Below are 26006 nucleotides of genomic sequence, written 5' to 3' on the forward strand. Positions count from 1 at the left end.
ATTCGACGATCGACTTAGTAAGTCTACTAGGTTGACCGCCTAATAGCGGCAACCGTAGCAACTTGAGATACGTGTTGTATCCAAGTTGCTTGTAGAGTTGAACTCGGACGGAGGTCTTCGAAAAAAAGATAGATTTCCTTGTGTTCATCGAACACATCGTCAATCTCCTATTTTTTCATTGCCCTCTGCGTCCTTAATATCTTAGTATAGAATTGGAGAGGTCATGGCTGATGACAAGCTAAGAGCGACTCCTGCAGCTAGAAAGTTAGCGGATGATTTAGGAATCAACCTCTACGACGTTTCTGGCTCAGGTGCAAACGGTCGTGTCCACAAAGAAGACGTGGAAACTTATAAAGACACAAACGTGGTTCGCATTTCGCCACTTGCAAAACGAATTGCCCTCGAACATAACATTGCTTGGCAGGAAATCCAAGGAACCGGTCATCGTGGTAAAATCATGAAGAAGGATGTCTTGGCCTTACTTCCTGAAAATATCGAAAACGATACCATCAAGTCTCCTGCTCAGATTGAAAAAGTGGAAGAAGTTCCTGATAATGTAACACCATATGGTGAAATCGAGCGTATTCCAATGACACCAATGCGTAAGGTCATTGCCCAACGCATGGTTGAATCTTACTTAACTGCGCCAACCTTCACCCTCAACTATGAAGTTGATATGACTGAAATGTTGGCTCTTCGTAAGAAGGTTCTGGAGTCAATCATGGAAGCAACTGGGAAGAAGACTACTGTAACAGACCTTCTTTCACTTGCAGTTGTTAAGACTCTTATGAAACACCCATACATTAACGCTTCATTAACTGAAGATGGTAAAACTATTATCACTCATAACTACGTCAACCTTGCCATGGCAGTTGGAATGGATAATGGATTGATGACACCTGTTGTTTACAATGCTGAAAAAATGAGCTTATCAGAGTTGGTTGTTGCATTCAAAGACGTCATTGGTCGTACCTTGGATGGTAAATTGGCTCCAAGTGAACTGCAAAACTCAACCTTCACAATTAGTAATTTGGGAATGTTTGGCGTTCAGTCCTTTGGTCCTATCATCAACCAACCAAACTCAGCTATCCTTGGTGTGAGTTCGACAATCGAGAAGCCAGTTGTCGTCAATGGTGAGATTGTTATTCGCCCTATCATGAGCCTAGGGTTAACCATTGACCACCGTGTCGTAGATGGTATGGCTGGTGCTAAGTTTATGAAAGACTTGAAAGAGTTGATTGAAAATCCAATCTCAATGTTGATTTAATTGCAAGAGTATTCATTTTTAAGATATAGATAAAGGAAGGAAGACATGGCCTTAGAAGTAATTATGCCAAAAGCCGGCGTGGATATGACAGAAGGACAAATCGTCCAATGGAATAAAAAAGTCGGAGAATTTGTAAAAGAAGGAGAAATCCTTTTGGAAATCATGACTGACAAAGTCAGCATGGAATTGGAAGCCGAAGAAGATGGGTACTTGATTGCTATCCTTAAAGGAGACGGTGAAACAGTCCCTGTAACGGAAGTTATCGGTTACCTTGGCGAAGAAGGGGAAAATATCCCAACAGCTGGAGCCGCAGCGCCAGAAGCTAGCCCAGCACCTGCAGCAAGTTCCTCAAACGATGATGGTAAGAGCGATGATGCTTTTGATATCGTTGTGATTGGTGGAGGTCCTGCTGGTTATGTTGCAGCCATCAAAGCTGCCCAACTTGGTGGTAAGGTTGCTCTAGTTGAGAAATCTGAACTTGGTGGAACATGCTTGAATCGTGGATGTATCCCAACCAAGACCTATCTTCACAATGCTGAAATTATCGAAAATATCGGTCATGCTGCAAACCGTGGTATCATCATCGAAAATCCAAACTTCACTGTAGATATGGACAAACTCCTTGAAACCAAGTCTAAGGTTGTCAATACTTTGGTTGGTGGAGTTGCTGGACTTCTTCGTAGCTACGGAGTTACTGTTCATAAGGGGATCGGTACCATTACTAAAGACAAGAATGTTTTGGTAAATGGTTCTGAACTGCTTGAAACCAAGAAAATCATCCTAGCTGGTGGTTCAAAAGTCAGCAAAATCAACGTCCCTGGTATGGAATCTCCACTTGTCATGACCAGCGATGACATCCTTGAAATGAACGAAGTACCAGAAAGTCTTGTTATCATCGGTGGTGGCGTTGTCGGTATCGAACTCGGTCAGGCCTTCATGACATTTGGCTCAAAAGTGACTGTCATCGAAATGATGGACCGTATCGTCCCAGCTATGGACGCTGAAGTTTCTAAGAACCTTCGCTTGATTCTTGAGCGTAAAGGTATGACAATCTTAACTGACACTAAACTCCAAGAAATCATCGAGGAAAATGGTCAACTTCGTATCAAGGTTGAAGGAAAAGACGATATCATCGCAAGCAAAGCTCTTCTTTCAATTGGTCGTGTGCCAGACCTTGAAGGTATTGGAGAGGTTGAGTTTGAATTGGATCGTGGTCGTATCAAGGTCAACGAATACATGGAAACTTCTGTTCCAGGTATCTACGCACCAGGTGACATCAACGGTACTAAGATGTTGGCTCACGCAGCCTTCCGTATGGGTGAAGTTGCCGCTGAAAATGCTCTTAAAGGAAATCACGCTGTTGCCAAATTGAATCTGACTCCTGCAGCCATCTACACTCTCCCTGAAGTAGCAGCAGTAGGTCTCACAGAAGAACAAGCTCGTGAGAAGTACGATGTTGCCATCGGTAAATTCAACTTTGCTGCTAACGGTCGTGCCATTGCCTCAGATGCTGCTCAAGGTTTCGTAAAAGTTATCGCTGATAAGAAATACGGAGAAATCCTTGGTGTTCACATCATTGGTCCTGCAGCCGCAGAATTGATTAACGAAGCGTCAAGCATTATCGAAATGGAAATCACTGTTGAAGAAATGCTGAAGACTATCCACGGACATCCAACTTACTCTGAAGTGATGTACGAAGCGTTTGCGGATGTTCTAGGAATGGCCATCCATTCACCTAAGAAAAAATAAAAGAAAGATAGATTAGACTGGAAAATAACTTTCCAGTCTCTATCGTATAAAGGGATATCATGAAATATATTATCAATCATTCAAACGACACTGCCTTTAATATTGCCTTGGAAGAATATGCCTTTAAACACCTTTTGGATGAGGATCAAATCTTCCTTCTGTGGATCAATAAACCATCTATCATTGTTGGTCGTCACCAGAATACCATCGAAGAAATCAACCGTGATTATGTTCGCGAAAATGGCATTGAGGTAGTTCGCCGTATCAGTGGTGGTGGAGCTGTTTACCACGATTTAAATAACCTCAACTACACGATCATCTCCAAAGAAGATGAAAATAAGGCATTTGACTTCAAGAGCTTCTCAACTCCAGTTATCAATACACTAGCTCAACTTGGGGTTAAAGCTGAGTTCACAGGTCGTAATGACCTTGAGATTGATGGCAAGAAGTTCTGTGGCAATGCTCAAGCCTATATCAATGGCCGTATCATGCACCACGGTTGCTTGCTCTTTGACGTTGATTTGTCAGTCCTAGCAAATGCCCTCAAGGTTTCAAAGGATAAATTTGAATCAAAAGGTGTGAAATCTGTTCGTGCTCGTGTCACCAATATTGTCAATGAACTACCAGAAAAAATCACAGTCGAAGAATTCCGTGATTTACTCTTGGAATACATGAAAAAAGAGTATCCAGAGATGACAGAATACGTTTTTTCTGAGGAAGAAATAGCTGAAATCAATCGCATCAAGGACACTAAGTTTGGTACTTGGGACTGGAACTATGGTAAATCACCTGAATTTAACGTCCGTCGTGGAACAAAATTCACTAGTGGTAAGGTGGAAGTCTTTGCTAATGTCGTCGAATCAAAAATCCAAGACATCAAGATTTATGGTGACTTCTTTGGTATTGAAGACGTTGCTGCAGTAGAAGATGTCCTTCGTGGGGTAAAATACGAACGCGAAGACGTCCTTAAGGCGCTAGAAACCATTGATATCACACGCTACTTCGCTGGTATTAGCCGTGAAGAAATCGCTGAAGCGGTAGTTGGATAAATCAAAAAAGAAGTTGGTTGTAGGACCAGCTTCTTTTTTAAAAATCATATATTACATAATTTATTTTATGTATTTTATAAACTATCTAGAGCATTCTTTTGTTCATCATTAACGATATGGGTATAGAGGTCAGTGACTTGTGTGCTGGCATGTCCTAGCTGGTGACTGACCAAAACTTGCGATTTAGTAGCATCATAGAGCCTGGTTGCTAGGGTATGGCGTAGTTTATGGGGTGTTACACGGACTTTGAAGTCCTCAGAGTACTTAGCAACCATCTTTTCCACACTGGAAGCATCGATACGATTAGGAACACCTCTATAGAGTGTCAAAAAAAGGGCTGTATCTGTTTTTTCTGTCTTATAGCGTTGATTACGAATGGCCAGATAATTTTCTAGATAAGGTTTTGCAAAGGCAGCAACATTGACCGAGTCACGTTTGCCCCCTTTTCGAGTGACATCGATAACCATCATTTTGAGATTGAGATCCCTTAGATCCAGATTAACAGCTTCAGACAAGCGGACACCAGATGCCAAGAGAAGGGCAATAATGGCCAAATCACGTTCTTTATTTTTGTTGAATGATGATAGAGCTCGATTAGAGAGCTGTTGAGGGTACTCTTGGTCAATATAAGTAAGAAAACCTTCTGTTTCATCACCTAAAAAGAGTTTTTGCTTGATGTTTTCAGCTCTGGCAGCAAGCGTTTCTTTCTTTTTCTTTGTTGAAACTTTCTTCATTACATTACGATAGAAATAAGGTTCCCCCTGATCGTTTTCGACTTCCTCGGTTAGATACTTATAAAGACTGGAAAGAGCTGACAGGGTTCGATTGATAGTTGTCTGAGAAACTCCTTGCTTGGTTGTATTAGCATTCAGCAAAGGACGTTCTCGAAGATAAAGGATAAAAGATTCCATGTCTTTCTTAGACATATTTTCCAAGACAGATAAAGGAATATCAGACATTGTATCAGCATTTGAAATGCCAGACTCCATAACCCAGCTGAAAAATCGATCGTATTCTTTGAGGTATTCGTACAAGGTTGTAAAACTGTAAGGAACAGCAAGCTTAGATTGATAGTATTCCAGAACATACCAGGGCATGATTTGTTTTAGTTTGTCGATTCGTTCCAGTAAAATCTCACGTTTCATGTATTTTCTCCATAAATAAGTCTACTAGTAGTATAGCATATACTTATTTATTTTTCAAGAAAATTATAGTTTTTCGGAAAGATGTCATAGAGCTTTTAAAAAAGACTTAGACCTGTGTAATACGAATCTAAATTTTGAATAACTAAAAAATTTTTTTCGTCCAAAATTGCCTAAAATGTACCTTATCAAAGTGAAAACTAAAATTTGTCCAATTGTACATTTTAGTAAAAACGACTTTTGCTAAAAATTGAAACCTTATTAAATCAATGTTTCTAGGCTTACAAAGGGGTTAGAAATTGTGAATCATTAGCCAGTGCTTTTTCTAGTTTCCAAATACTAAACCAGAATGAAATAGTTAACAGAATAAGGAAAATAATAAAGAACTTACCCACTAAACTTTCTGTTAATACTACACAACTGAAGAGCTATATAAGGAGCTATGAGATACAAAATGCATTGTATGATTGCTATCGTTTTCTTTTTTATAATCTTGCTGTACAGATTTGATACAGTAAACTCCTTTCTAGCTTTGTGCATTATCATTTCTAACTTGATTATAGTCTTATTTTTACCAAAGCTCAATTATTTGTATGTGAAATATCTTATCTGTAAAAAATAACCGATCTCATTGCTGAGAATCGGTTTTCTAATATATTTAATTAAGAAATTTATTTTTACATAACATAAATTATGTAAAAACTCCTACAACAGTAAATCTTTGACTTTCCCAATTTCACTTTTTGGAATAACTAGGTGAATCATATCTCCGAGATACATTCTGGTTGAGCCGTTAACTGTTTGGCTCTTGCCATTATGGACTTGGGTGGTGATGAGTACGTTATGTGGTAAGTTGAGTTCGTGTACTTGTTTTCCTGCTATTTTATCTGAAACAGGGATTTCAATGAGAGTGACTTCTCCTTCATCTGTCGCTTCTTCTGGCAGCATTTTTTCCAACATAGCCTCATAGACCGGTGCACCCTTGAGTAGATCCATGATGATGTAGGCGACCAGGGTTACTAATCCAAGTGGCATTAGGTTGCGAATATCTCCTACCATTTCGGTTACCAGAATCATAGCGGTTAAGGGTGCCTTAGATATTGCTCCAAAATAGCCACTCATTCCCAGAATGACAAATATAGGAAACTGCTCTTGACTTACAAGTCCGAGATTGACACAAATAACACCAACTAGAGCCCCAAGTAAGGAGCCAAGTGCTAAAATTGGTAGGAAAATTCCTCCTGGAAGGCCACTTCCATAGCTAATCATGCTCCAAACAAAGCGAATCAGAAAGTAAGCTAATAGAACTTGGAAACTAAAATCTTGCTCAGTTAAGGAAAGAACCAGCTGATTTCCACCACCAAGGATTTGTGGCAAAAAGATGCCGACTGGTATGATGAGAATAAAGGCAAAGATTGGATAATATGCTCTATACAAACGGACTTTTTGACCAAGCCAATCATAAACTCTGCCAACATTGAGCACAGCTTTCTCATATAAAAAACCAGATAGTCCAAGAAAAACTCCCATAAGAAGGTAAATCCAATACTGATCCAAGGTCATGAGAGGGATATTATCAGGCATATCTAGCACTGGCGTTAGACCAAATATGAGCAGAGAGACAAAGTTTGCTACGAGACTAGCTGCTAGAGTAGATACCCAGAAAAAGCGAGAAAAGTGATGATAGACTTCTTCTACGACAAAGAGAAGACCCGCTATTGGAGCATTAAAGGCTGCAGCTAGACCAGCGGCAGCTCCACTCGCAATCAAGGATCGTTCCTCTACTGGACTGGATTTGAGCCATTTGGCAATTCCTTTACCACCGACTGCTCCAAGTTGAATACTTGGCCCTTCGCGCCCCAGCATAAGACCGCTAGCAATAGCAAGAATTCCTAAAATATATTTTTTCCAAAGAACTCCCCACCAGTTGAGAGTCATGAGTCCCTTTAATTCGGCTTCGACTTGAGGAATTCCTGAGCCTTTGATGTCTTTTTCTGACCGAGTTAATTTCGCACTGAGCCAACAAACTATTAAATAAAATAGACCAATGATAAAAAGATTGCGCATTAGGTGTGCTTGATCTTGATAAAGCCCTTGTATCAGGTGGAAGCCTTTTTCGATTGAAAACCGAAAGGATCCAACGATAATTCCAACAACGAGACCAACAACGATTCCTCGTCCAACTTGGGATAATATTGTGCTTGAGGCAAAGGCAAATTCTTTCTTGGAGCTGAGTGTTTCTGACTGTTCCTCCATAATCATTCCTTCTAACTTAACTTTCTTTTTCTCGTAAAACCAGTGATTTAACGGGTTCAAAGCTGGTTCGGTGAATTGGGGTAACTCCTAGTTTGTTCAGGCCTTCTAGGTGTTTAGCAGTTCCATATCCTGCATTAGCAGTAAAATCATAGCCAGGGAACTGCTGATCATATTCCTTCATCAATTCATCACGTGTCACCTTGGCTACTATAGAAGCTGCTGCAATTGAAAGGGAATTGGCATCTCCTTTGATGATAGATGTTTGTGAAATTGGTAAATCCAGTTTCATGGCATCTATCAAAAGGTGCTCAGGTTGCGGACGGAGCTGGGAGATTGCTTCCTGCATGGCCAGTTTGGTTGCTTCATAGATATTGACTTGGTCAATGACTTGATTATCCATGATACCAATACCGATTGATAATGCTTTGTCTTGAACTACTTGAAAAATCTCCAGATGTTTCTTTTTAGGAATTTTCTTGCTGTCGTTGAGGCCTCTAATCTTACAATTTTGAGGTAACATAACGGCTGCAGCGACTACAGGCCCAGCCAGAGGACCACGACCAACCTCGTCAACACCTGCTATCAAGGTCAATCCTTGCTTGTAAAGTTCTTTTTCGTAGGAAAGCATGGATTCCAAACGAAGATCCTCATCCAATTCTGCCTGAATAGCTTTTTTACGCTTGCTGATTTCCTTTTGAACTCCTGAGCGATTATCCTTTTCAAGCTCTAAAAAAATAGGGCTATCTAGGTCCTTGACCGTTGCAAGGAGTTCTTTGATTTCTTTAATCGTCGCCATCGAGGTCTTCCAATGTATCTAAGGTATAGTTACCGAGTTTGCCATCGCGGACTTCCTTCACGAAGAGACTGTAAAAGCGGTCATAGTCGTCACGGAAACCGAGGGCACGGGTCATATCCATAATAATAACAGGCGCTTCTTCTTCAATTTTCATTTGTTTGAAGCGTTCAGCCAGCTTTTCTGGATAATGTTCTTTGAAATAATTCAGACCAAAAATGGTTACCTCGTCCATAGGAAGCAACTGGTCTTTAATAGCTCCTGTCAAGGCCAGTTTCAATGCAGCAGTTTCATCCTCAAACTTAGGCCAAAGAATTCCCGGTGTATCCAAGATTTCAAGGTCTTTATTAGTTTTGAGCCATTGTTGCCCTTTTGTCACACCTGGTTTGTTGCCGACAACGGCAATTTTCTTACCAGCCAAACGATTCATGAGAGTTGATTTACCAGCATTGGGAATCCCAATAATCATGGTACGCAAGGTTTCAATCTTGATACCGCGTTCCTTTTGGCGAGCAATCTTATCCGCCATGAGCTTCTTGGCCGCATCTGTTACAACTTTTACAGTCACTTGCTCTTTGGAGTTGATAGCAAGAGTCTGTATTCCTTGTGATTCAAAATACTGACGCCATTCCTTGGTCATTGCTGGATCAGCCAAGTCTGCCTTATTTAAAATCAAGAGTTTTGGTTTGTCACCAACAATCTTGGTCAACATAGGATTTTGACTAGATAGAGGCAAGCGTGCATCCACCAAAATCGTCACAAAATCAACAAATTTTAAATTTTCCTGTACCTGTCGACGTGCTTTAGACATGTGACCAGGAAACCATTGAATAGTAGCCATTGAGTTTTTTTCCTTTCGTAGCAAGGGTTTCGAGCCTCTTATATAATTTACTATTGTTTGAACATAGAGAGTTTTCAAATGAATGATGTACAAACAGTTCTTGTTTTATGACATAGAAATCTACTTTATATTATATCATGACTTCTTTATTTTGTCCGCTTTTGCTTCAGGATTAAATAGTGTTCCAAACTATTAAATCATTATAAAAAAATTAGAGAAGACATGTTTGTCCTCTCCATCAATTTTTTATTACTCATCAAATAATTTTTCTAACTGTTTGGTTGCTGATTCAATCTCGTAGCCATTTTCATCTATCAGCTGTTTCACCTTTTCTGTATCAAGCTCTCGATGATCTCTAACTGACAAAATCTTATCCGCCCATTCTTCAAGAGAATCCTTCAAAGACAGACTGTTATCATAATTATTTAGTATCCTTGCATCTGGTAAATGAGTTGCTGTTACAACAGGTAATCCATTGGCTTGAGCTTCAATGAGTACAATCGGTAATCCCTCAAAATTAGATGGGAAAAAGAAAACATCTAGAAGATTTAGCATTTTTCCGACATTAGTGGTCAAGCCTGTAAAGATAACTTTGTCTGCTACTCCATATTTTTTTGCCAAGTTTTCTAAAAACTCAGTGTCTCCTCTTCCGATAAATACTAGACGAGAATTCGGTTCTTTTTTGACGATTTCAGAAAATACCTTAACACAAAAACTTTGATTTTTTTGTTTTTCATATAGACGAGAAACTTGTCCTACGACTAAACAATCTTCTGGAATATGATATTCTTTGCGAAGTTTAAGTTTTGTCTCTTCATTATATAAAAACTTTTCTAGCTCAATGGCATTATGAATCACTAAAGCTTTTTCTCGTTCTTGACCATGATAAAAATGGTTCAACGCTTCTGTTCCACAGGCCCAAAAATCTGTCGCATATTTGCCAACAAAAAGTCGGTTTATAGGGTGAATAAAACGATAAAATTTATCGGCTGTTGCACAATGTCCATGAACAATTCTTTTTTCGATTCCGTATTTCTTTGCTAATTTTAAAAATTCTAGATGAGTCAATCCATTTTGATTCGACCATAAAATATCATAACGATGGGCATTTTTCTTAAAAAAATTATCCCATTCTTTTAATGCTTGCTTGATATGAGGTCTTAACTTAGGGATTCTATGAACGACGAGAGGATTGTGACAAAGCTTCTTAAAATGATCACTAAATTCAACATCTTCAGGACCTTGTAGTAAAAATTCCAGTTCAAATTCAGAGGTATCAATATGGTTATAAAAATCTAGAACAATTTTTTCCAAGCCACCAACATCTGGAACCAGACCACAAACCAATATTCTTTTCATTGATTTCTCCTTATTTTTTTAACTTTAATACTTTTTGAATCATCAGGATAATTTGTCTTCCACCTTCATGATTTCTAAATAGGAAAACGTAACTACCTAATACTGTCAAATAAAGGACTATTTTGATGGTCAAACCGAAAATGAAATCTAGCTGAGTTAAGACTAAGTTATCCAGCAAACTCAAAAGTAGGAAGCTTATCCCTGCGACAGTGAAATCTTGTAACAATGTTTTAAAAAAGTCCTTTGAGGAAGCTTTCAATCCATACTTAAAGGCGCTATAGGGTTCATACCATGTACAGGTCAAGACTGTTGAACAAATCGTACCCAATAAAATTCCAGATACCCCTAAATCTAAAATCGCTAAAAAGTAGAGTGAAAGGGAAATATTTAATAAAATCTCGACGATAACTTTTTTATTTTGCTCATAACTTAAGCCATAAACTGAAATCAACGTTAGAATCGGTCTTCTATAAAAAGTTAGGAAAAAATGAAGGACAATCAAAATCTCAACTGTACGATTAAATGAAAAACTCTCGCCTAACCAGATAGTCATAAATGGATGAATGAACATTAAATAGCCTAAGCTAGCAAAATAAATCAGGCTAAAAGCAATAAATTGGAATTTTTTTAGGAATTTAACCATATCTGCTACTGTCGTAGACTCCGAATGGACTAAGTTACCTACGGAAGAAACAACTGAATTAATCACAGTATTTAAAATCAGTGAAAGAAATCCTAAAACATAGGTATAATTCCCATAAATACCTATAGCTGCTAAGCTGACAAAACTTGCCATTAGAATACTATCTGTTTGAAAAACAATCGTTTCTCCAATACTACCGACTATATTTCCTTTGATATTTCGGATAAATTTTCCTTTTTCCTCCTGATTAATGGGTGTTATCTTATTCTTAAACAAGTAACCATACAATCTATCTACAATCCGCGACATGATGATATTCCCTATAAAATTCATGATGATACTGATCAATAGATAAAAGATATAATTTTTTGTAAAGAATAAAATTCCGATTTGCAAGCATACGCGAAGCGTATTTAATCCAAAGTCAATCAAAGTCATCACATAATTACGCTGATCGACATAAAGTAAGGTTCGTTTATAGGAGAAAAAATAGCTTGAAGCTGAGTTAAATACAAAGAGGAAAAAAATCAAATATAATTCACTATTTACCGTATAATCCTTTATCATATAAGGAAGAAATAAAGAAAGTATAGCACCCAGTATAAAAATAGAAAAGCCAATGATTCTATATAATTTTTTGAAAAGAATCATAAAGGCATTGATTTTTCCATGTTCTTCTCTGTCTAAGGGTCCATATAGTGCATAGCTCATGGCTCCAGCAACCCCTAATTCTGCCAAAGACAGGATAGAAACTAAGCTAGACAAATAATTGTTTAATCCTAGATAGGTTACCCCAAGTAAATGGATAAAAATAGTTCGATTGATAAAGCCAAGAAGGACTTGAAAAGGTTGCAATGCAAGAGCTATACTTGTATTTAAGGTGGCAAATTCGGTTCTACTTTTTTTCGTGTATTTCATCTATTCCTTTAATTTTCCTTGTAAAAGTTGATTGAGATAACTCTCTGGAAGAACTTCTTCTTTCTTGATTTTATAAGTCGTTTTCAAAATCGGTGTTGTTTTCAACACTTCTTCCCATTCTTTTTCATCAAAAAGATCATGGGCATGGTCTCTTAAAAACCAAACACGCTCAGCTGGTGATAGAATAGGTAATCTATCCACTAATTCTTTAAATTCATGATTTGATTCATATTCGGACAAAATAAAATAATCCATCATCAGGTAATGAACAAAAACTGGGTATTTACGAACATAGTAAAGATATAAATCACGAATATGTTTAAAATACGGCTTGCCTTTTTTTCCTGCTAGAAAGAAACCTGCCCATTTAAAATCACCAACAGTTCGTTCTATTTGTTCAGATCGTATAGGTGGATGATTCAAACTAAAAAAGTCCCCTTCAAAAATTTCTAAAGTTGCATAGGGAGATACAAATAAGGTTGCATCCATCCAAATTCCACCATATTGGTATAAGAGACTAAAACGAATAATATCTGAATAATGTGCAGCTGATAATTCTTTTTTCTTGTATTTTTCGGTGATGTCTGATGGAATATTGATGAAATCCGCCAGATTTTCATCTGTCAACAAATAGAATTTACAGTCATTTCTTTTGGCGAAGTCTTTTATGGTCTTCATTGAAGCCTGGACCGTCTCAGGCATTTGAGCTTCTCCTTGTTGCCACATTGTCCAAATCATTTTCGGAAATTCTGTTGTTTCTTCTTCTTTTTCATCACTCGAATCATCTATTTGAGCTTCTTTTCGTAATTTCAGTACAAAATCCAAAAGAATCTTTCTTCGAAAATCATAAAACATCTTGTCAGATTTTTGTGCAAGAAAGTAAACACATGTTAGTTTAAGGCCATAATATTTTAAAATTTGACAATAGCGAGCCATTTTATTTTGTAAGATTTGTAGTTTCATAAACTCTACAAGTTCCTTTCACATTTTTCTAAAGCTGTTTTTAGAAAATGTCCGTTACGAAGTTTCTCTCCTACTATTTTACTATTTTTAATCAATTCTTGATAATCTTCTTCATCAATCGAGTTTAAACAATCTGCAATTTCAAACAATGAATCAACAAGTATTCCACAATGGTTTTTTCTTACAAAATCAGCCAAGGCAGATTGACTCCATACGATGATTGGAAAACCAGATGCTAAATAAAGAGAAGCTTTGTGCGGGTTATTCATCTTTAAATATTCTCCATACATTCCACTACAAGTATGGGGGCTATCTCCATCCCAGACTAAGCCAAAACCACCATGCAAGTGACTAGGAAGCTCATCAGGAGAAAAAGCACCTTGATAATGAACGTTGTGAGGAAGATTCTCCTCTTCAAAGTTAATGCCATAAATGGAAAAATCTGGTTTTTCGGGTAATTGTCTTGCGTATTTTGCTTTCTGAATATCGAAATTTCCAGCAACTATAACCGTATTTTTCTCATAAGTTTTCTTCTCTTTATAATGTGGAATCAAATAATCAAATATTTCTAATAAAATAATTTTATTTTCTGATATTCCTAAACGAATGAGTTCACTTTTCATCTTATCATTATGAGCAATGATACCATCGACTTTTTCAAGGACTGTTTTATTCTGTAAAAAATGGATAATGGAATGTTTAAAATCTGTAAATGACCTGATTTTTTTGTTTCTCAGGGACTCGATATCATGAATCAGTAAATAAGCTTTGAATGTCCTATTTTTCAAAAATCTCGTAAAAATTTGTTTTTTTAAGGAATGCCATAATAACGGAAATTGAAGAACTAACACATCATTTTTTGTCAAAGTGATGGGATTTGAATCATTATTTAGGGAAAAAGGTTGATATCCTGCTTCTAGCATTATTTTTTCAGCATCTAATCTTGCTTTAGATCCTGCATGTTTGGCTTCTGCGTAAAATTCTTTTAAGTAATAATTCATACTACTTCAACCCTCTCCAAAATCTTTTTACAATATATTTTTCAAATCTCCATTGAATGGCTCCAACAACTCTTGAAATAAAGACAATCTTTTTAGGGAATAATCGATAGGCTCGCATTAATAATGATTTGCTTGAACTTTTAGCGTAACGATTCAGATACTCGACATATTTTTCTTGATAGGGATTCTCATCAAATATACGATAATCGACAACATGCATCAAGACTAAATGAAATAAGCGACGATGTATGTATGGGAGTGAGTCAGCATTTCTATCATATAAATGCTCCACTTTATCACAAATCGCAAACAAATCCAAATTTTTCAAACTAAATTCGCGATTCATAATACTACCAGAACGCACGCGATAATAATATCCTATATAATCGATTTTCACCATTTTATGAATATGTTTTAAGATTCCCATTCCTCCATACACATCTTCATAAAATAAACCTTCTAAAAATGGGAAATTGAGAATCACTTGTCTTCGAAAAAGTTTAGCAACTGCATTCAAACGGACAATATTATCTTTACATAAAGAGACTAAAGCTTCTTGGGCATTTCCCTGAAAAATAATTTTGACATTCTCGGGAGAAGGGATTTCTATTTCTTTTTGATCATTTGTATACCAACATTCTACGATGTCCACTTCTTCTGAAGTCGTGTGCTTTAATAATTGCTCCAACATATCATCTTTAATGACATCATCACTGTCTACAAAAGTGATAAATTCGCCTTTAGATTCAGTCATACCACGATTACGAGCGCCACTTAATCCTTTATTTGCTTGATTGATTAAGTGAAAACGAGGATCTTGTTGACAATAGCGCTCACAAATTTCTTGTGAATGATCCGTAGAACCATCGTTAACAAGTATTACTTCAATATTGCTATAAGTTTGACACTGAATACTATCTAAACATTCTTTCAGATACTCTTCAACATTGAAAACTGGCACAATGACACTTATCAATTTATCGTACTCCAAAATCTATTCTCCTTTGGAAATGAGCTCTTTCAAATAATTCAACCATCTCCAGGTTCTATTTACAATTGGAAACGTATAGCGTAAATAGAATTTAGGTGCTAGTCGATATAGTTTAACCATTTTACTAGTTCTTGCTACTTCTGGAGATTTTTCAACAAGTTTTATGTATTCTCTTAATTTTTCTTCATATAACTTTTGGTAGGGATTATTTTTTTCTATAAAATCTTTATGATGGGTCGTTACAATTTGAACTAAAAACTTTCCGATATAAGGGATTAATTTTTCATCTAAAGCAAACAAATCCACTAGTTTATCACAACAAGTAAACAAATCTAGATTTTTCTCAGAAAATCGTCTTCTCATGGTACTGTTTGAATGTTCTCGATAATAGTAGCCTACATAATCAAGTCTTACCATTTTTCGTATAAATTTCAATAATCCTACACCGTGATAAATATCTTCATAAATAACTCCCGTTAAAAATGGAAAATCTTCCACTAAATGTCTTCGATATAATTTACAGACTGGAGAATAAGACAAACCGTAATTACAACTCTTTATAACAGCTTCTTCTGAATTTCCCTCAAACTCAATCTGAATATTCTCTACTTCCTTTAATTTATCAAAAACACTTCTAGTGGCTCTATAATGACATTCTACCAAATCAATGTCTTCTGTCATGTAACGATTCAAAATTTCTAAATATTTTATGGATAGGACATCATCGCTATCCACAAAAGTGATCAATTCACCTGTTGAAACACTAACTCCATGATTTCTCGCAGCACTTTGCCCCTGGTTTTCTTGATTGATTAAGTGAAAACGACTGTCCAGCCTACAATATCTCTCGCAAATTTCTTTTGATCCATCTCTTGAACCATCATTGACTAGAAACACTTCTATATCGGTATAAGTTTGACATTGAATACTCTCTAAACATTCTTCAAGATAGTCTTCAACGTTATAAACAGGAACAATGACACTAATCATAAATAGGCTCCTATTAAATTTTCCATTTTTTTCGAATTTCTAAATATCTTAAATACAACGGATAATATAAACTTAAAAAATATTTTGGTGAATAGCTATACCATCTTAATAATTTACTAGAATTGAAAATATCTGATGATTTCTTAGCTATTTCAAAATAGTTATCAATTGCATCAACATATAACTGATAATATGGATGTCCAACTCTTATGTTATACTTTTTAAAATGTCCAATACCAACTAAAAATAACATATTTCCTACATAAGGTAACCAATTATCTTCTCTAAATTCCTCTAATAATTTTTCGCCAACTTTAAAAATATCAAGATTCTTTTCTGAATATGTCTGATTCATTGTACTAGAAGGATGATATCGATAATAATAACCAATATAGTCAATTTTTCTCATTCTATGAATATATTTTAAAGAGACGATTCCAGTATAAAAATCTTCATAAATTAAATTTTCTAAAAATGGAACTTTCTCCACTATTTTACGGCGATAGAGTTTTGCGACAGGGCTCCAACTTACTCCATGATTAAAACATTCATATAACGCTTCATTTGAATCCAATTCTTTAACATCAATTACTTTTTTTTCTAAATTTAAATATTGAATATCTTCGGTTCTATTACATTCTACAATATCAATTCCATCAGACATATACTTCTTTAATTGTGTCAACAAATCAAACTTTACTATATCGTCACTATCAATAAAAACGATGAATTCTCCTGTAGACTCAGCAACGCCTCTATTTCTTGCAATACTCTGTCCTTGGTTTTCCTGATTTATTAAGCGAAAACGAGAATCTTTCCTACAATATTCCTCACAAATTTCTTTTGAGTAATCAGTAGATCCATCATTGACTAAAATAACTTCAAAATCTGTGAAAGTTTGCTGCCTTATACTCTCTATACATTCTTCCAAGTATTCTTCCACATTATAAACGGGGACGATAATGCTAATCATTTTTATTCTGACATCTCCTTTAAAATTTAGTGTATTACCCTATATATTCAGGCAATCAATTTTTTCCTATATGTAATTTATCATTTAGATGATTCATTACTTTTTTAGTAGATATCCAAATCTTTTGTATACTTGTATAAATGGGATGAGTAATCGTTGTATAATATTTTGGAGCAAGTAAGTACAGTCGCAATAAACGATATTTCTGGACAACTTCCTTGGATTGCTTTGCTATAAAAGCAGCGTTTCGAATAAAATCTTCATATAAATCGACATATGGATTCTTCTTATTTATTCCATCTTTTAAATAGTGTCCATGACCAAGATAAAACATAAAATATCCAATATAAGGAAGCATATCTTCATCATCTTTAAAAGAATCTATTAACTGATTTCCCACTTTAAAAATATCTAAATCTTTTTCATTAAAAGGTTTCGTCATAATACTATTTGGACGAACTCGATAATAATAACCAATATAATCAACAACTACTATTTTTCGAATATGTTTTAAATAATTTATTCCTGTAAAAACATCTTCGTAAATATAACCTTCTAAAAATGGTATCTTTTCAACAATTTCTCTTCTATATAATTTTGTAAAAGCACAAAACTTCACTTCTTTAAATGATATACATTTTATAATGGATTCAGGTGAATTACCTTCGAAAACAACTTGAATCGGTTTATTCTTCTGTAATTCTTCTTTATTTTGAGTTAAATTACATTCTACTAAATCCACATCAGCCTTCATATATGAGAGTAATACTTCTATAATATTCTCTTTAACAACATCATCACTATCGACAAACATGATGTATTCGCCAAGGGATTCTTTCACACCACGATTTCTGGCTACACTTAGACCTTGGTTTCCTTGATTAATTAACTTGAAACGACTATCTACCAGGCAAAATCGTTCGCAAATCTCTTTTGAGGTGTCTGTTGAACCATCGTTTACTAAGATGACTTCAATATCTGTATAAGTTTGATGTTGAATACTTTCTAGACATTCTTCCAGATATTCTTCCACGTTATAAACTGGAACGATTACGCTAATCATAAAATAATTACCTTCTCATTTATTTTTATTCATCGAGCTTTACTTCTTTAATACCATTTTTGAATTTCCAAATTGCATAATAGATTGGGAATACGATTGAATTATAATATTTTGGGCAAACATTATAGAGCTTAACTAAGCGAGACGATCTAGCTAACTCTGGATTTTTCTTTGTTAATATTACATACTCTGCTAATTTTTGATTATAAAATTCTGCGTATGGATTTCCTTTTTCGATATAATCTTGATAATGCATCGTTGCTACATGCACTAAGAAACTACCAATATAAGGAAGAAGTTCTTCCTTATCAGAATACAAGTCTATCAATTTATCGCTGACAGTAAATACATCTAGATTTTTCTCTGTAAATTTTCGATGCATCGTACTAGATGAATGTTGACGGTAATAATAACCTACATAATCGATTTTAACAATCTTTCTGATATATTTAAGCATGCCAATTCCGCTATAAATATCTTCAAAAATGAGCCCTTCTAAGTAAGGGACAGCTTTGACAATAGCACTTCTATAGAGCTTTGTGACTGGATTGACACTTAGTAGGTGGTTAGGGACAACTTTCACTGCTTCTTCAGAATTTCCCTTAAAAAGGATTTTTGTATCTCGAAACTTTTCTGCCAAGAATTTCTTTTTATGTACGGTGAACTGACTTTCTACAATATCTACGTCACCACTCATATAGTTCATTAAGGTTTCTAAATAATTCGGTAGGATCATGTCATCACTATCAACAAATGCAATGAATTCGCCTCTTGAAGCTGTTACACCTGTATTTCGTGCAACACTTTGGCCTTGGTTGCTTTGATTGATTAATCGGAAACGCTTATCTGCTTGGCAATAACGCTCACAAATAGCTTGTGAACCATCTGTTGAACCATCATTGACTAAAAGGACTTCAAGGTTTGTGTATGTTTGATTTTGAATGCTGTCTAAACACTCTTTCAGATAAGTTTCCACATTATAAACGGGTACGATTACACTAATCATTCTTTATCCTAACCTTATTTCCTTAATCCAATTTCATCCAAAAGTGTCTTTGTAAAATCTTTTTGAATAGCATTGACTCTATTATTGACTTTTTTTCGTTCTTCAATATAAGTATCTTCAGATTTCATGACACTCTCTAGGAATTCTAATAAGTCATGTGAATCACGAATGACACTCCCCACCATTAAACTCTTCACATCATCAAATACAAAACCACGTTTGTCCTTATATTCTTCGAAATCATTAATGGTAAATGCCACTGGTCTATTTAATAAATAATAATCTAAAAATACTGAAGAGTAATCAGTAATTAATGCGCTAGTAGTCCCTAAAAATGTATATAAAGTCCCATACTGCTCACTAATGATATCTTCTGACAATAGATGAATGGTCGAATAATTCATTTCAAATTTCAACTGAGACTCCTCAAGAGGGTGAAGTTTAATGTAAAGTTGATACCCATAGTTTGAGAGTAGTACTTCAATGTTTTGAAAATCCTCTTCTTCTAAAGAAAATATCAATGCTGCTTGGCTATCATGATAATTTTTAGAATTGCGGTATGTTGGCATCCAGATGATTTTCTTCTCTTTTTTCTCTTTAAAGAGCTCATCATTTCGAATATTGCCAACAAGAAGCATCTGCTCATCTTTAGCATTAAAAGCAGCTTTCATGATTGGAGTAAATAATTCCGAAGAGGAGACTAATTTTGTAAAAAAATTATAGTCAATTTTTTCCATTCCAACTTCAAGATTCCCAATTTTTTTCAAGGGCATTCCATGCCACAAGTTGACAACCATCTGGTTTGGTGCAGGTTTAATAGGATACTTACCAAATGAATAGAAAAAATATTTAGATGTTAAAAAATAAAAGAAACCTCGATAAATAGAAACATACTTTACATCATGTTCTTTGTCTAAATGATAAAAATCATTAGATGCACAAACAATTTCATATGCTTTGTGATAGCCATTGTCCACTAAATAGTGATAGAGTGTTCTAAGATTATCTCTAAATCCCCAGTTAGAATACAGAACAATTCTATTCCTTTTCTTGGGAATCATTTTATTTATCTTATAAGTAAAATCACTAACTTTAAAAAGTAAGGGTTTTAAATAGTTGATCATTCTCTTTTTAAACCTTGCTTATAAATTTCTTTTAAATTTTGAACATTTTCTTCGATGTCAAATCGCTTTAGGTGTTCATTCAGCTGTCGTTGCTTCTCCTTGATAGGCGCCTTTTCTATATAGTTTACCCATTTATCCTTATCTAGAGGCATAGCTGTACAGAGTTCACCAACTATCTGAGTTGTTGGATCAATTGTTTCATTCATGATAATATTGATTCCAGAACACTGAGCTTCTACCAGTACGATTGGGAAACCTTCATACAAAGAGGGAAAGGCAAAAATATCAAAGGCTGAATAAAATTTATGAACATCTTCTCTTTTTCCTGTGAAGATGATATTCTTCAATTCATTACTTTTTCCTTCTAGAATTGAACGATCTGGTCCTTCACCAACAAAGAAAAAAGTAATGTCAGGTAATTCTTTAGCAATTTCAATCAAAAAACTCTGGTTTTTGAAGGGATTTAAAATGCCAATCATACCAACTACTTTTTTATGTTCAGCTATATGAAACTCTTTGCGAATTTCTTCTCGAAAAGTTGGAGAAAACCGATACTTGTTGATGTCAATTGCATTTGGAAGGATTTGAAATGATTTCTTTCCAAATATCTTAACTCCAGCTAATTGGCCACAAGAGATACGATGGGTCGCATTTTTCAAAGCCAAAAAGACCAAAAATCGATTGCGAATACTTTTTAACCAAGTGTCTGAAAATTGGCTACTATGATTGTGGTAAATCCTAACTGGGACACCATTTTTCCGAGCATAGTAATTATGTATAAAAGCGGTTATAGGATTATGGACATGGAGAATGTCAATCTTATTCCTTTCATAAAAGTGTCGGCACTCTCTCGCATAGGCAAATAGTTTAGAGATCTTTAGAGCTGGAAATACAATGCGTTTGATTTCTTTTTCATCTAGGTATTGATTAAATGGGAAATGAGCGTCTCCATTTGACTCGCCCACCATATATTCAAACTCTTGATCATCAGTTGGGATATGATTCTTTATAAAACTTTGTACTCCGCTCATGGTATTCCTTACACCGCCTGTTACATGTATGACTTGATATTTCATTCTAGTTTCCTTGATTCAAATCATTCTTTATCTTAGAGGTTGAAATTTCTTTTGTTCGTGGTAGGTAAACAACTTCTATTCCCAAATCACTTAAATAATCAAACTTGCCCTGCCAATCATCTCCAATGACAAAGACATCAGCATGATACTTTTGGATGTCTGAGATTTTTTGATCCCAATTTTCTTCTGGTATGACAAGATCCACATATCTGATAGCCTCTAATAGCGATTTTCTTTCTTCGTAATCAAAATAACATTCTTTATTTTTTTCTAGTCTATTAAATTCATTGGTGGATAATCCTACAATGAGATAATCTCCCAAGGCTTTTGCCCTTTTTAAGAGATTAATATGACCGTAATGCAATAAATCAAATGTTCCGTATGTAATGACTCTCTTCATATCTTCCTAATCACCTCTACATCTTCTCTCATTTTTTTCTTATAGACCCATTTCCTAACTGAATTCGGAAGAATTCGAACCGCATTACGAAGGAAAATATTTCTAAGAAATTCTACTAGACTAATGTCTCTTCTACGATAAAAATCTAATTGGAGCATAAAGTCAGTCTTTACATACAAGAAACCACCTCTCCGCAGATAGCTAGAATCGTTTGTCTGCATGACAACTAAAGGTTCCTGGATATTCAAAAAATCCTTAGTTGGATTATCGTGTAACAATCTCATTGTGAGGTCATAATCCTCTAGATAGCGGAACTTACGATAATTACCAGCCTTCAAGATATATTTTTTTTTCATCATACTCGATGGATTATTAAAGGGATTTCTCATTTTCGAATATTGACGAATTTCGGCTGTAGTTTCTGGTACTTTCTTTAAGGCGGTAAACTCTGTATTTTTCTCTAGGATATTCGAACCAACCATGATGAGGTTGGGATTTTTTTCAAAGGCTGCTAATTGCTTCTCAAACCTTGTTTCTAGAGAATAATCATCACTATCCATTCTTGCAATGAATTCTGTTTGGCATTGATTAACTCCAAAGAGAGAGGCTGGTCCTGAGCCTAAGTTTTCAGGTAAATGGAAAACCTTTAAAACAGGGATTTCTCTCTGCAACTTTTCGATTTCTCTATCTAGCTCTTCTGGCAATGTACCATCACAAACTAAAATGATTTCTGCTGGTTTAATGGTCTGATGATAAGAGCTTAGTAAACTTTTCCTTAAATTTCTAGGAGTTTCTTTTTTATATACTGTAGTTAAAACTGAAAATTTCATTTTATACTCCTAAATCTAATTCCCAAATAACCAATCTACAATAACCGAACGGTAGGGAACAATGCTGTACCAGTCAATTTTAAAATAAACAATGACCAGAAAGATTGAAGCATAAATCAATGTTAGTAAATAAAAGAAAATCCACTGAACTTTTTTGTCATCTATTTTAGATAAAATCATGGGGATATATAGGCAAATAAAGGGGGTAAAGTAGTGTGCGAATCTACCAAAAAGGCTTGTTTGCAAAGTTGACGCGGTTAGCAAAAAGGTGATAAAGAATAGACTTCTTATATATTCTTCTTCAGTCGATAATTTTTTCTTTCTAATCACTGCTTCTCCAAAGACCAGAACTATTCCATACCAAATTGTTAAAAATACGGGTGCCCATTTATTGCTTTCTAAAAACCATGATGATTCCAGATAGGAAGTATACTGAGGAAAGAAAGAAATAAAGGTAGTGGCAATTTGTTTGATAAAAGGAAAGATGATAAGAAATAAAATGAACACAAACTGGTATGCTCTTTTGTTTAAAACGATTTTTTTAAGGGGGAAAAACAAGAGGCAGACGATACCAGATGTATGAAATAAGGGAGTTAATAAGATGAATATTGATGCTAAAATCTTCTTGTTTTTTACTAAGTAGTGAAATCCTAAAAAACTTAAAGCGATTGCTAGACCTTGTCTGATATTTGATAAGGAATAAAAAAAGAGTCCTAATGAGCTGAGGTAAATCAATAAACTCATGTAAACATTTTTAGAATGCTTATAAAAAACAAAAAACCAGAAAAATAAGGTTATAAAGGCATAGGCAAACAATAAAAATGTATAGTGAGAACTGAAGTTTCTTAGAAAAATATTACTTACTAAATAACCAATTTCAAATCGAGAACGAAATAGATTTGATAAATCCGGAAGTTGTAAGTCATTTGATTCAAAAATATGGATATAGGTTCCTAAATCTCCTCCTACACTAGAAGTACGAAAACCTGCAATTATTATAAAAAATAAAAAAGTTGGAAAAACAAGAAATCTTAACTCTTGTTCTTTATCCTCATATTTTAGTGAGAAAAAGGCAAGGAAAGAAATATAGACGAACATTAAAAGATAGATTGTCATTTTTTTCTTTATCCTTAGCCTTTCAAATAGTTAGTTAATAATAGTAATAATAGGTGTCTTTATGTGAATCTATTTTATTCATTATCACACCAAGTAGTTTTGCTCCAACATGATCTAATCTTCGTTTTGCTTCTATCACTTGACGCCGTTTTGAGCTCTTGATGTCTACTACCAGAAGGGTGGCATCAGCAATACTGGCTAAAACTTGAGCATCAGTTGCTGCCAGCAAGGGAGGTGTATCGATAATGACATAGTCATAAAAATCCTCAAATGCTCTTAGTGTTTCTTCCATAGAAGAACTAGCTAACATCTCAGATGGATTAGGTGGAACAGGTCCTGAGGTCAGCACATCAAAATTCACATCATTTATCGTCAAATGATTAATGGAATCTACACCTGACCTTTTTAATAGAAAGGTGCTTAATCCTTCAGTATTGTTTAGCTCTGTTAGCTTATGCTGGGTTGGTTTACGCATATCTGCGTCTATGATAATCACTTTTTTCCCTTGTTGAGCCAAAGAGGCAGCAAGATTGATACTGACTTCACTCTTTCCTTCGTTAGGATTGGCGCTTGTAATAACGATTAATTTGATATTTTTTCCGAATTCTGAGAACTGAAGATTACTTCTTAACGTTCTAAAGGACTCAGCTACGAGAGATTTGCTGTTATGGATAACTTCTATATACACGTTAGGCACCTTTCCTCTTTTTCTCCATAGTGGGTATCATCCCAAGAACAGATGTTCCCACTAACTCTTCTAAATCTTCATAAGAATCGATAGAATCACTCAATACATACTTAATGAAGATGATATTAAATCCAATGAAAGAAAATACTAGAATAGATACAAGAAGATTCTTCCATAAAACAGGGTAAACTGGAGAATTACTTCCCAGTGCTTCGGTTACAACTGATAAATTATCCCGTCCCAATCTGTCTGCTGTAAATTTTTTGTATTGAGTCACATACTCTTTTATATAACGTTCCCCTAAATCTCTATCTAGCGCTCTTACTGTTACTGTGACCAACTGAGAACCTGTGTCATTTGTTAATTTAACCGATTTGATTTTAGCAATTTCATCTGGAGACAAACCTAATGCTTTATTGGTATCTTCTTTTACTGGAGGAAGATCTGCTATTTCTAAATAAGTCTTAGCTTGTCTTTGAAAGAGATTTATGGCTTCAATTGTTTCTGTATCATTATTCTGACCATTTGTTTGGCTTGAAGTGTTCTTCATTATAAGCTTAGAGGAGACACTGTATATAGGAGAAATGATAAAAACAGTATATAGACCAACTGCTGTCGTCCCTATTAATGTAAAAAGGATTAGAAACAGAAACTTACTTTTAATTAAAGTAAAAATTCTGTTGATATTTTTATTGAAAATACTCATCTTTTATTTTTGTCCTTTACTTTTCTTCCCTATCTGAATTATCTAAATCCATGTCCATTAAAAATAACTTTAATTGTTTTTAGTAAAATAAGGAAATCTAATTTAATACTTTCATTTCTGATATAGTAAACATCATATCCTAATTTTTCTTTTGGAGACAATTCGTAGCCACCATTTACTTGAGCCCAGCCTGTAATTCCTGGACGAACAGCCAATCGCTCATTAAAATCAGGAATATACTTTAAAAATTCGTTAACGAATTCTGGTCTTTCTGGTCGAGGCCCGATAATAGACATCTCGCCTTTAATAATATTAATAACTTGTGGAAATTCATCAATTCGAGTTCTGCGTATAAAACGTCCAATCTTCGTTATCCGTGGATCATTTTTTTCCGCCCATTGATATCCGTTCTTCTCAGCATCTAAATACATGGAACGTAGTTTGTACATTATGAATTTTTGTCCATTTAAACCAACTCTTTCTTGCATGTAAATGGGATTGCCACTTGATTCTATAACAATAAAAATACAAGCAATGAGAGAAATGGGGATTATTAAAATTAATAAAAATATAGAAATAAGAAGTCCTACCATTCTCTTGGCTCTTCTATAAATCATCATCTTCCTCCTAGATAATACACATAGATCGGTGTGTATTTAGTTAATATATATATATATATATATATTAACTAGGGCTAAAAAAACAGTATCATTATAAATATATATTCGTTATGTATAAATCGGATTTAAATATATCATTAAATGAGAAAATTATCAAACTTAAAGCGCGAAAAGTCAAACAATAATTATTTTTTAAAGTATAATGTTTGTAATAATTGACTGAGGATTCACTACAAATAACTCTGGTTCTTTTTCCTTTTGTGCTTGGTTCATAATTGACACCAAAAACAATGTGAGAGTGGATATCAATTATGTGATATTTGTATATATAATATAGGTTTGAGTTCTATAATGAAATCTCAACATATATATAAACGTTTTGAATAACCTATAAATATTAGTTTATACAGTTTGTTCTCCTTATGTTATTATACTATGAAAC

24 protein-coding genes are annotated in these 26006 nt (G+C 34.8%); 3 read left to right on the top strand and 21 right to left on the bottom strand.

Translation table 11 applies throughout. The features are described from left to right. The first annotated feature begins 223 nt into the window (after positions 1-223). From N8L39_RS01440 to N8L39_RS01450, 3 genes are read left to right on the top strand one after another with little or no spacing between them, the layout of a single operon-like run. Positions 224-1267 (top strand): dihydrolipoamide acetyltransferase, encoded by a 1044-nt coding sequence (locus tag N8L39_RS01440; protein WP_261009917.1) that lies wholly within the window; start codon positions 224-226, stop codon positions 1265-1267. 45 nt (positions 1268-1312) lie between these two features. Next, positions 1313-3016: a dihydrolipoyl dehydrogenase gene (gene lpdA, locus N8L39_RS01445; RefSeq protein ID WP_261009916.1), complete on the top strand. Its 1704-nt coding sequence runs from the start codon at positions 1313-1315 to the stop codon at positions 3014-3016. Between the two features lie 59 nt (positions 3017-3075). Next, entirely contained in the window at positions 3076-4065 is a 990-nt protein-coding gene (locus N8L39_RS01450; RefSeq protein ID WP_261009915.1) for a lipoate--protein ligase, read from the top strand. 74 nt (positions 4066-4139) lie between these two features. On the opposite strand, the gene xerS is transcribed toward N8L39_RS01450, so the two are convergent. From xerS to N8L39_RS01555, 21 genes are all read right to left on the bottom strand, one after another. Further along, positions 4140-5210 carry a tyrosine recombinase XerS gene (gene xerS, locus N8L39_RS01455; protein ID WP_261009914.1) on the bottom strand — a complete coding sequence of 357 codons (1071 nt, stop codon included), beginning with the start codon at positions 5208-5210 and terminating at the stop codon, positions 4140-4142. 702 nt (positions 5211-5912) lie between these two features. Continuing rightward, entirely contained in the window at positions 5913-7463 is a 1551-nt protein-coding gene (locus N8L39_RS01460) for a ClC family H(+)/Cl(-) exchange transporter (protein ID WP_261009913.1), read from the bottom strand. Positions 7464-7479: 16 nt separating this feature from the next. Next, positions 7480-8259 carry a ribonuclease HII gene (locus N8L39_RS01465; RefSeq protein WP_261009912.1) on the bottom strand — a complete coding sequence of 260 codons (780 nt, stop codon included), beginning with the start codon at positions 8257-8259 and terminating at the stop codon, positions 7480-7482. Beyond that, positions 8246-9097 carry a ribosome biogenesis GTPase YlqF gene (gene ylqF / locus N8L39_RS01470; RefSeq protein ID WP_261009911.1) on the bottom strand — a complete coding sequence of 284 codons (852 nt, stop codon included), beginning with the start codon at positions 9095-9097 and terminating at the stop codon, positions 8246-8248. Before ylqF ends, N8L39_RS01465 begins: the two co-directional genes overlap by 14 nt. A 249-nt stretch (positions 9098-9346) precedes the next feature. After that, positions 9347-10456: a glycosyltransferase gene (locus N8L39_RS01475; protein WP_261009910.1), complete on the bottom strand. Its 1110-nt coding sequence runs from the start codon at positions 10454-10456 to the stop codon at positions 9347-9349. Positions 10457-10466: 10 nt separating this feature from the next. Then, on the bottom strand, positions 10467-12017 hold the full coding sequence (locus N8L39_RS01480) for a lipopolysaccharide biosynthesis protein (RefSeq protein WP_261009909.1): 1551 nt from the start codon (positions 12015-12017) through the stop codon (positions 10467-10469). After that, complete coding sequence (locus N8L39_RS01485; protein WP_261009908.1) at positions 12018-12980, bottom strand: capsular polysaccharide synthesis protein; 963 nt, start codon at positions 12978-12980, stop codon at positions 12018-12020. It abuts the gene before it with no gap. A 5-nt stretch (positions 12981-12985) separates the two neighbouring features. Beyond that, the gene (locus tag N8L39_RS01490; protein ID WP_261009907.1) at positions 12986-13981 is read right to left on the bottom strand and encodes a glycosyltransferase; all 996 of its coding nucleotides are present in this window, start codon (positions 13979-13981) and stop codon (positions 12986-12988) included. Between the two features lies 1 nt (position 13982). Next, positions 13983-14972 (bottom strand): glycosyltransferase family 2 protein, encoded by a 990-nt coding sequence (locus N8L39_RS01495; RefSeq protein ID WP_261009906.1) that lies wholly within the window; start codon positions 14970-14972, stop codon positions 13983-13985. 3 nt (positions 14973-14975) lie between these two features. Next, positions 14976-15962: a glycosyltransferase family 2 protein gene (locus tag N8L39_RS01500; RefSeq protein WP_261009905.1), complete on the bottom strand. Its 987-nt coding sequence runs from the start codon at positions 15960-15962 to the stop codon at positions 14976-14978. Positions 15963-15975: 13 nt separating this feature from the next. Next, entirely contained in the window at positions 15976-16935 is a 960-nt protein-coding gene (locus N8L39_RS01505; protein ID WP_261009904.1) for a glycosyltransferase family 2 protein, read from the bottom strand. A 55-nt stretch (positions 16936-16990) separates the two neighbouring features. Next, on the bottom strand, positions 16991-17998 hold the full coding sequence (locus N8L39_RS01510; RefSeq protein WP_261009903.1) for a glycosyltransferase family 2 protein: 1008 nt from the start codon (positions 17996-17998) through the stop codon (positions 16991-16993). 25 nt (positions 17999-18023) lie between these two features. Next, complete coding sequence (locus N8L39_RS01515; protein WP_261009902.1) at positions 18024-19004, bottom strand: glycosyltransferase family 2 protein; 981 nt, start codon at positions 19002-19004, stop codon at positions 18024-18026. A 14-nt stretch (positions 19005-19018) separates the two neighbouring features. Further along, positions 19019-20128, bottom strand: a complete 1110-nt coding sequence (locus N8L39_RS01520) for a CDP-glycerol glycerophosphotransferase family protein (RefSeq protein WP_261009901.1) — start codon at positions 20126-20128, stop codon at positions 19019-19021. After that, positions 20125-21204 (bottom strand): glycosyltransferase, encoded by a 1080-nt coding sequence (locus N8L39_RS01525; RefSeq protein ID WP_261009900.1) that lies wholly within the window; start codon positions 21202-21204, stop codon positions 20125-20127. Before N8L39_RS01525 ends, N8L39_RS01520 begins: the two co-directional genes overlap by 4 nt. A gap of 1 nt (position 21205) precedes the next feature. Next, on the bottom strand, positions 21206-21604 hold the full coding sequence (gene tagD / locus N8L39_RS01530) for a glycerol-3-phosphate cytidylyltransferase (RefSeq protein WP_261009899.1): 399 nt from the start codon (positions 21602-21604) through the stop codon (positions 21206-21208). Then, the gene (locus tag N8L39_RS01535; RefSeq protein WP_261009898.1) at positions 21601-22434 is read right to left on the bottom strand and encodes a glycosyltransferase; all 834 of its coding nucleotides are present in this window, start codon (positions 22432-22434) and stop codon (positions 21601-21603) included. The genes tagD and N8L39_RS01535 overlap by 4 nt, the downstream gene beginning before the upstream one ends. Before the next feature lie 15 nt (positions 22435-22449). Beyond that, positions 22450-23550 (bottom strand): EpsG family protein, encoded by a 1101-nt coding sequence (locus tag N8L39_RS01540; protein WP_261009897.1) that lies wholly within the window; start codon positions 23548-23550, stop codon positions 22450-22452. Between the two features lie 34 nt (positions 23551-23584). Beyond that, positions 23585-24238, bottom strand: a complete 654-nt coding sequence (locus N8L39_RS01545; protein WP_261009896.1) for a CpsD/CapB family tyrosine-protein kinase — start codon at positions 24236-24238, stop codon at positions 23585-23587. 1 nt (position 24239) lies between these two features. Then, a complete protein-coding gene (locus N8L39_RS01550; RefSeq protein ID WP_261009895.1) occupies positions 24240-24944 on the bottom strand; it encodes a YveK family protein in 705 nt (234 codons plus the stop codon). 38 nt (positions 24945-24982) lie between these two features. Beyond that, positions 24983-25561, bottom strand: coding sequence for a sugar transferase (locus N8L39_RS01555; RefSeq protein ID WP_261009894.1), 579 nt, complete (start codon positions 25559-25561; stop codon positions 24983-24985). Positions 25562-26006: the final 445 nt, after the last annotated feature.

Source organism: Streptococcus mitis, assembly GCF_946190285.1.
In the GTDB taxonomy this organism is placed as follows: Bacteria; Bacillota; Bacilli; order Lactobacillales; family Streptococcaceae; genus Streptococcus; species Streptococcus mitis_CP.

Bases quoted from the DNA above. Each gene is read 5' to 3' on its own strand.
- N8L39_RS01505 (WP_261009904.1), bottom strand. From the start codon at position 16,935: ATGATTAGCATTATCGTCCCCGTTTATAATGTGGAAGAATACTTGGAA.
- N8L39_RS01460 (WP_261009913.1), bottom strand. From the start codon at position 7,463: ATGGAGGAACAGTCAGAAACACTCAGCTCCAAGAAAGAATTTGCCTTT.
- N8L39_RS01555 (WP_261009894.1), bottom strand. From the start codon at position 25,561: ATGATTTATAGAAGAGCCAAGAGAATGGTAGGACTTCTTATTTCTATA.
- N8L39_RS01475 (WP_261009910.1), bottom strand. From the start codon at position 10,456: ATGAAAAGAATATTGGTTTGTGGTCTGGTTCCAGATGTTGGTGGCTTG.
- N8L39_RS01485 (WP_261009908.1), bottom strand. From the start codon at position 12,980: ATGAAACTACAAATCTTACAAAATAAAATGGCTCGCTATTGTCAAATT.
- N8L39_RS01525 (WP_261009900.1), bottom strand. From the start codon at position 21,204: ATGAAATATCAAGTCATACATGTAACAGGCGGTGTAAGGAATACCATG.
- N8L39_RS01510 (WP_261009903.1), bottom strand. From the start codon at position 17,998: ATGATTAGCGTAATCGTTCCAGTTTATAACGTGGAAGAATATCTGGAA.
- N8L39_RS01540 (WP_261009897.1), bottom strand. From the start codon at position 23,550: ATGACAATCTATCTTTTAATGTTCGTCTATATTTCTTTCCTTGCCTTT.
- N8L39_RS01480 (WP_261009909.1), bottom strand. From the start codon at position 12,017: ATGAAATACACGAAAAAAAGTAGAACCGAATTTGCCACCTTAAATACA.
- N8L39_RS01465 (WP_261009912.1), bottom strand. From the start codon at position 8,259: ATGGCGACGATTAAAGAAATCAAAGAACTCCTTGCAACGGTCAAGGAC.
- xerS (WP_261009914.1), bottom strand. From the start codon at position 5,210: ATGAAACGTGAGATTTTACTGGAACGAATCGACAAACTAAAACAAATC.
- N8L39_RS01520 (WP_261009901.1), bottom strand. From the start codon at position 20,128: ATGATCAACTATTTAAAACCCTTACTTTTTAAAGTTAGTGATTTTACT.
- N8L39_RS01535 (WP_261009898.1), bottom strand. From the start codon at position 22,434: ATGAAATTTTCAGTTTTAACTACAGTATATAAAAAAGAAACTCCTAGA.
- N8L39_RS01550 (WP_261009895.1), bottom strand. From the start codon at position 24,944: ATGAGTATTTTCAATAAAAATATCAACAGAATTTTTACTTTAATTAAA.
- N8L39_RS01515 (WP_261009902.1), bottom strand. From the start codon at position 19,004: ATGATTAGTGTAATCGTACCCGTTTATAATGTGGAAACTTATCTGAAA.
- tagD (WP_261009899.1), bottom strand. From the start codon at position 21,604: ATGAAGAGAGTCATTACATACGGAACATTTGATTTATTGCATTACGGT.
- lpdA (WP_261009916.1), top strand. From the start codon at position 1,313: ATGGCCTTAGAAGTAATTATGCCAAAAGCCGGCGTGGATATGACAGAA.
- N8L39_RS01450 (WP_261009915.1), top strand. From the start codon at position 3,076: ATGAAATATATTATCAATCATTCAAACGACACTGCCTTTAATATTGCC.
- N8L39_RS01490 (WP_261009907.1), bottom strand. From the start codon at position 13,981: ATGAATTATTACTTAAAAGAATTTTACGCAGAAGCCAAACATGCAGGA.
- N8L39_RS01440 (WP_261009917.1), top strand. From the start codon at position 224: ATGGCTGATGACAAGCTAAGAGCGACTCCTGCAGCTAGAAAGTTAGCG.
- ylqF (WP_261009911.1), bottom strand. From the start codon at position 9,097: ATGGCTACTATTCAATGGTTTCCTGGTCACATGTCTAAAGCACGTCGA.
- N8L39_RS01500 (WP_261009905.1), bottom strand. From the start codon at position 15,962: ATGATTAGTGTCATTGTTCCTGTTTATAACGTTGAAGACTATCTTGAA.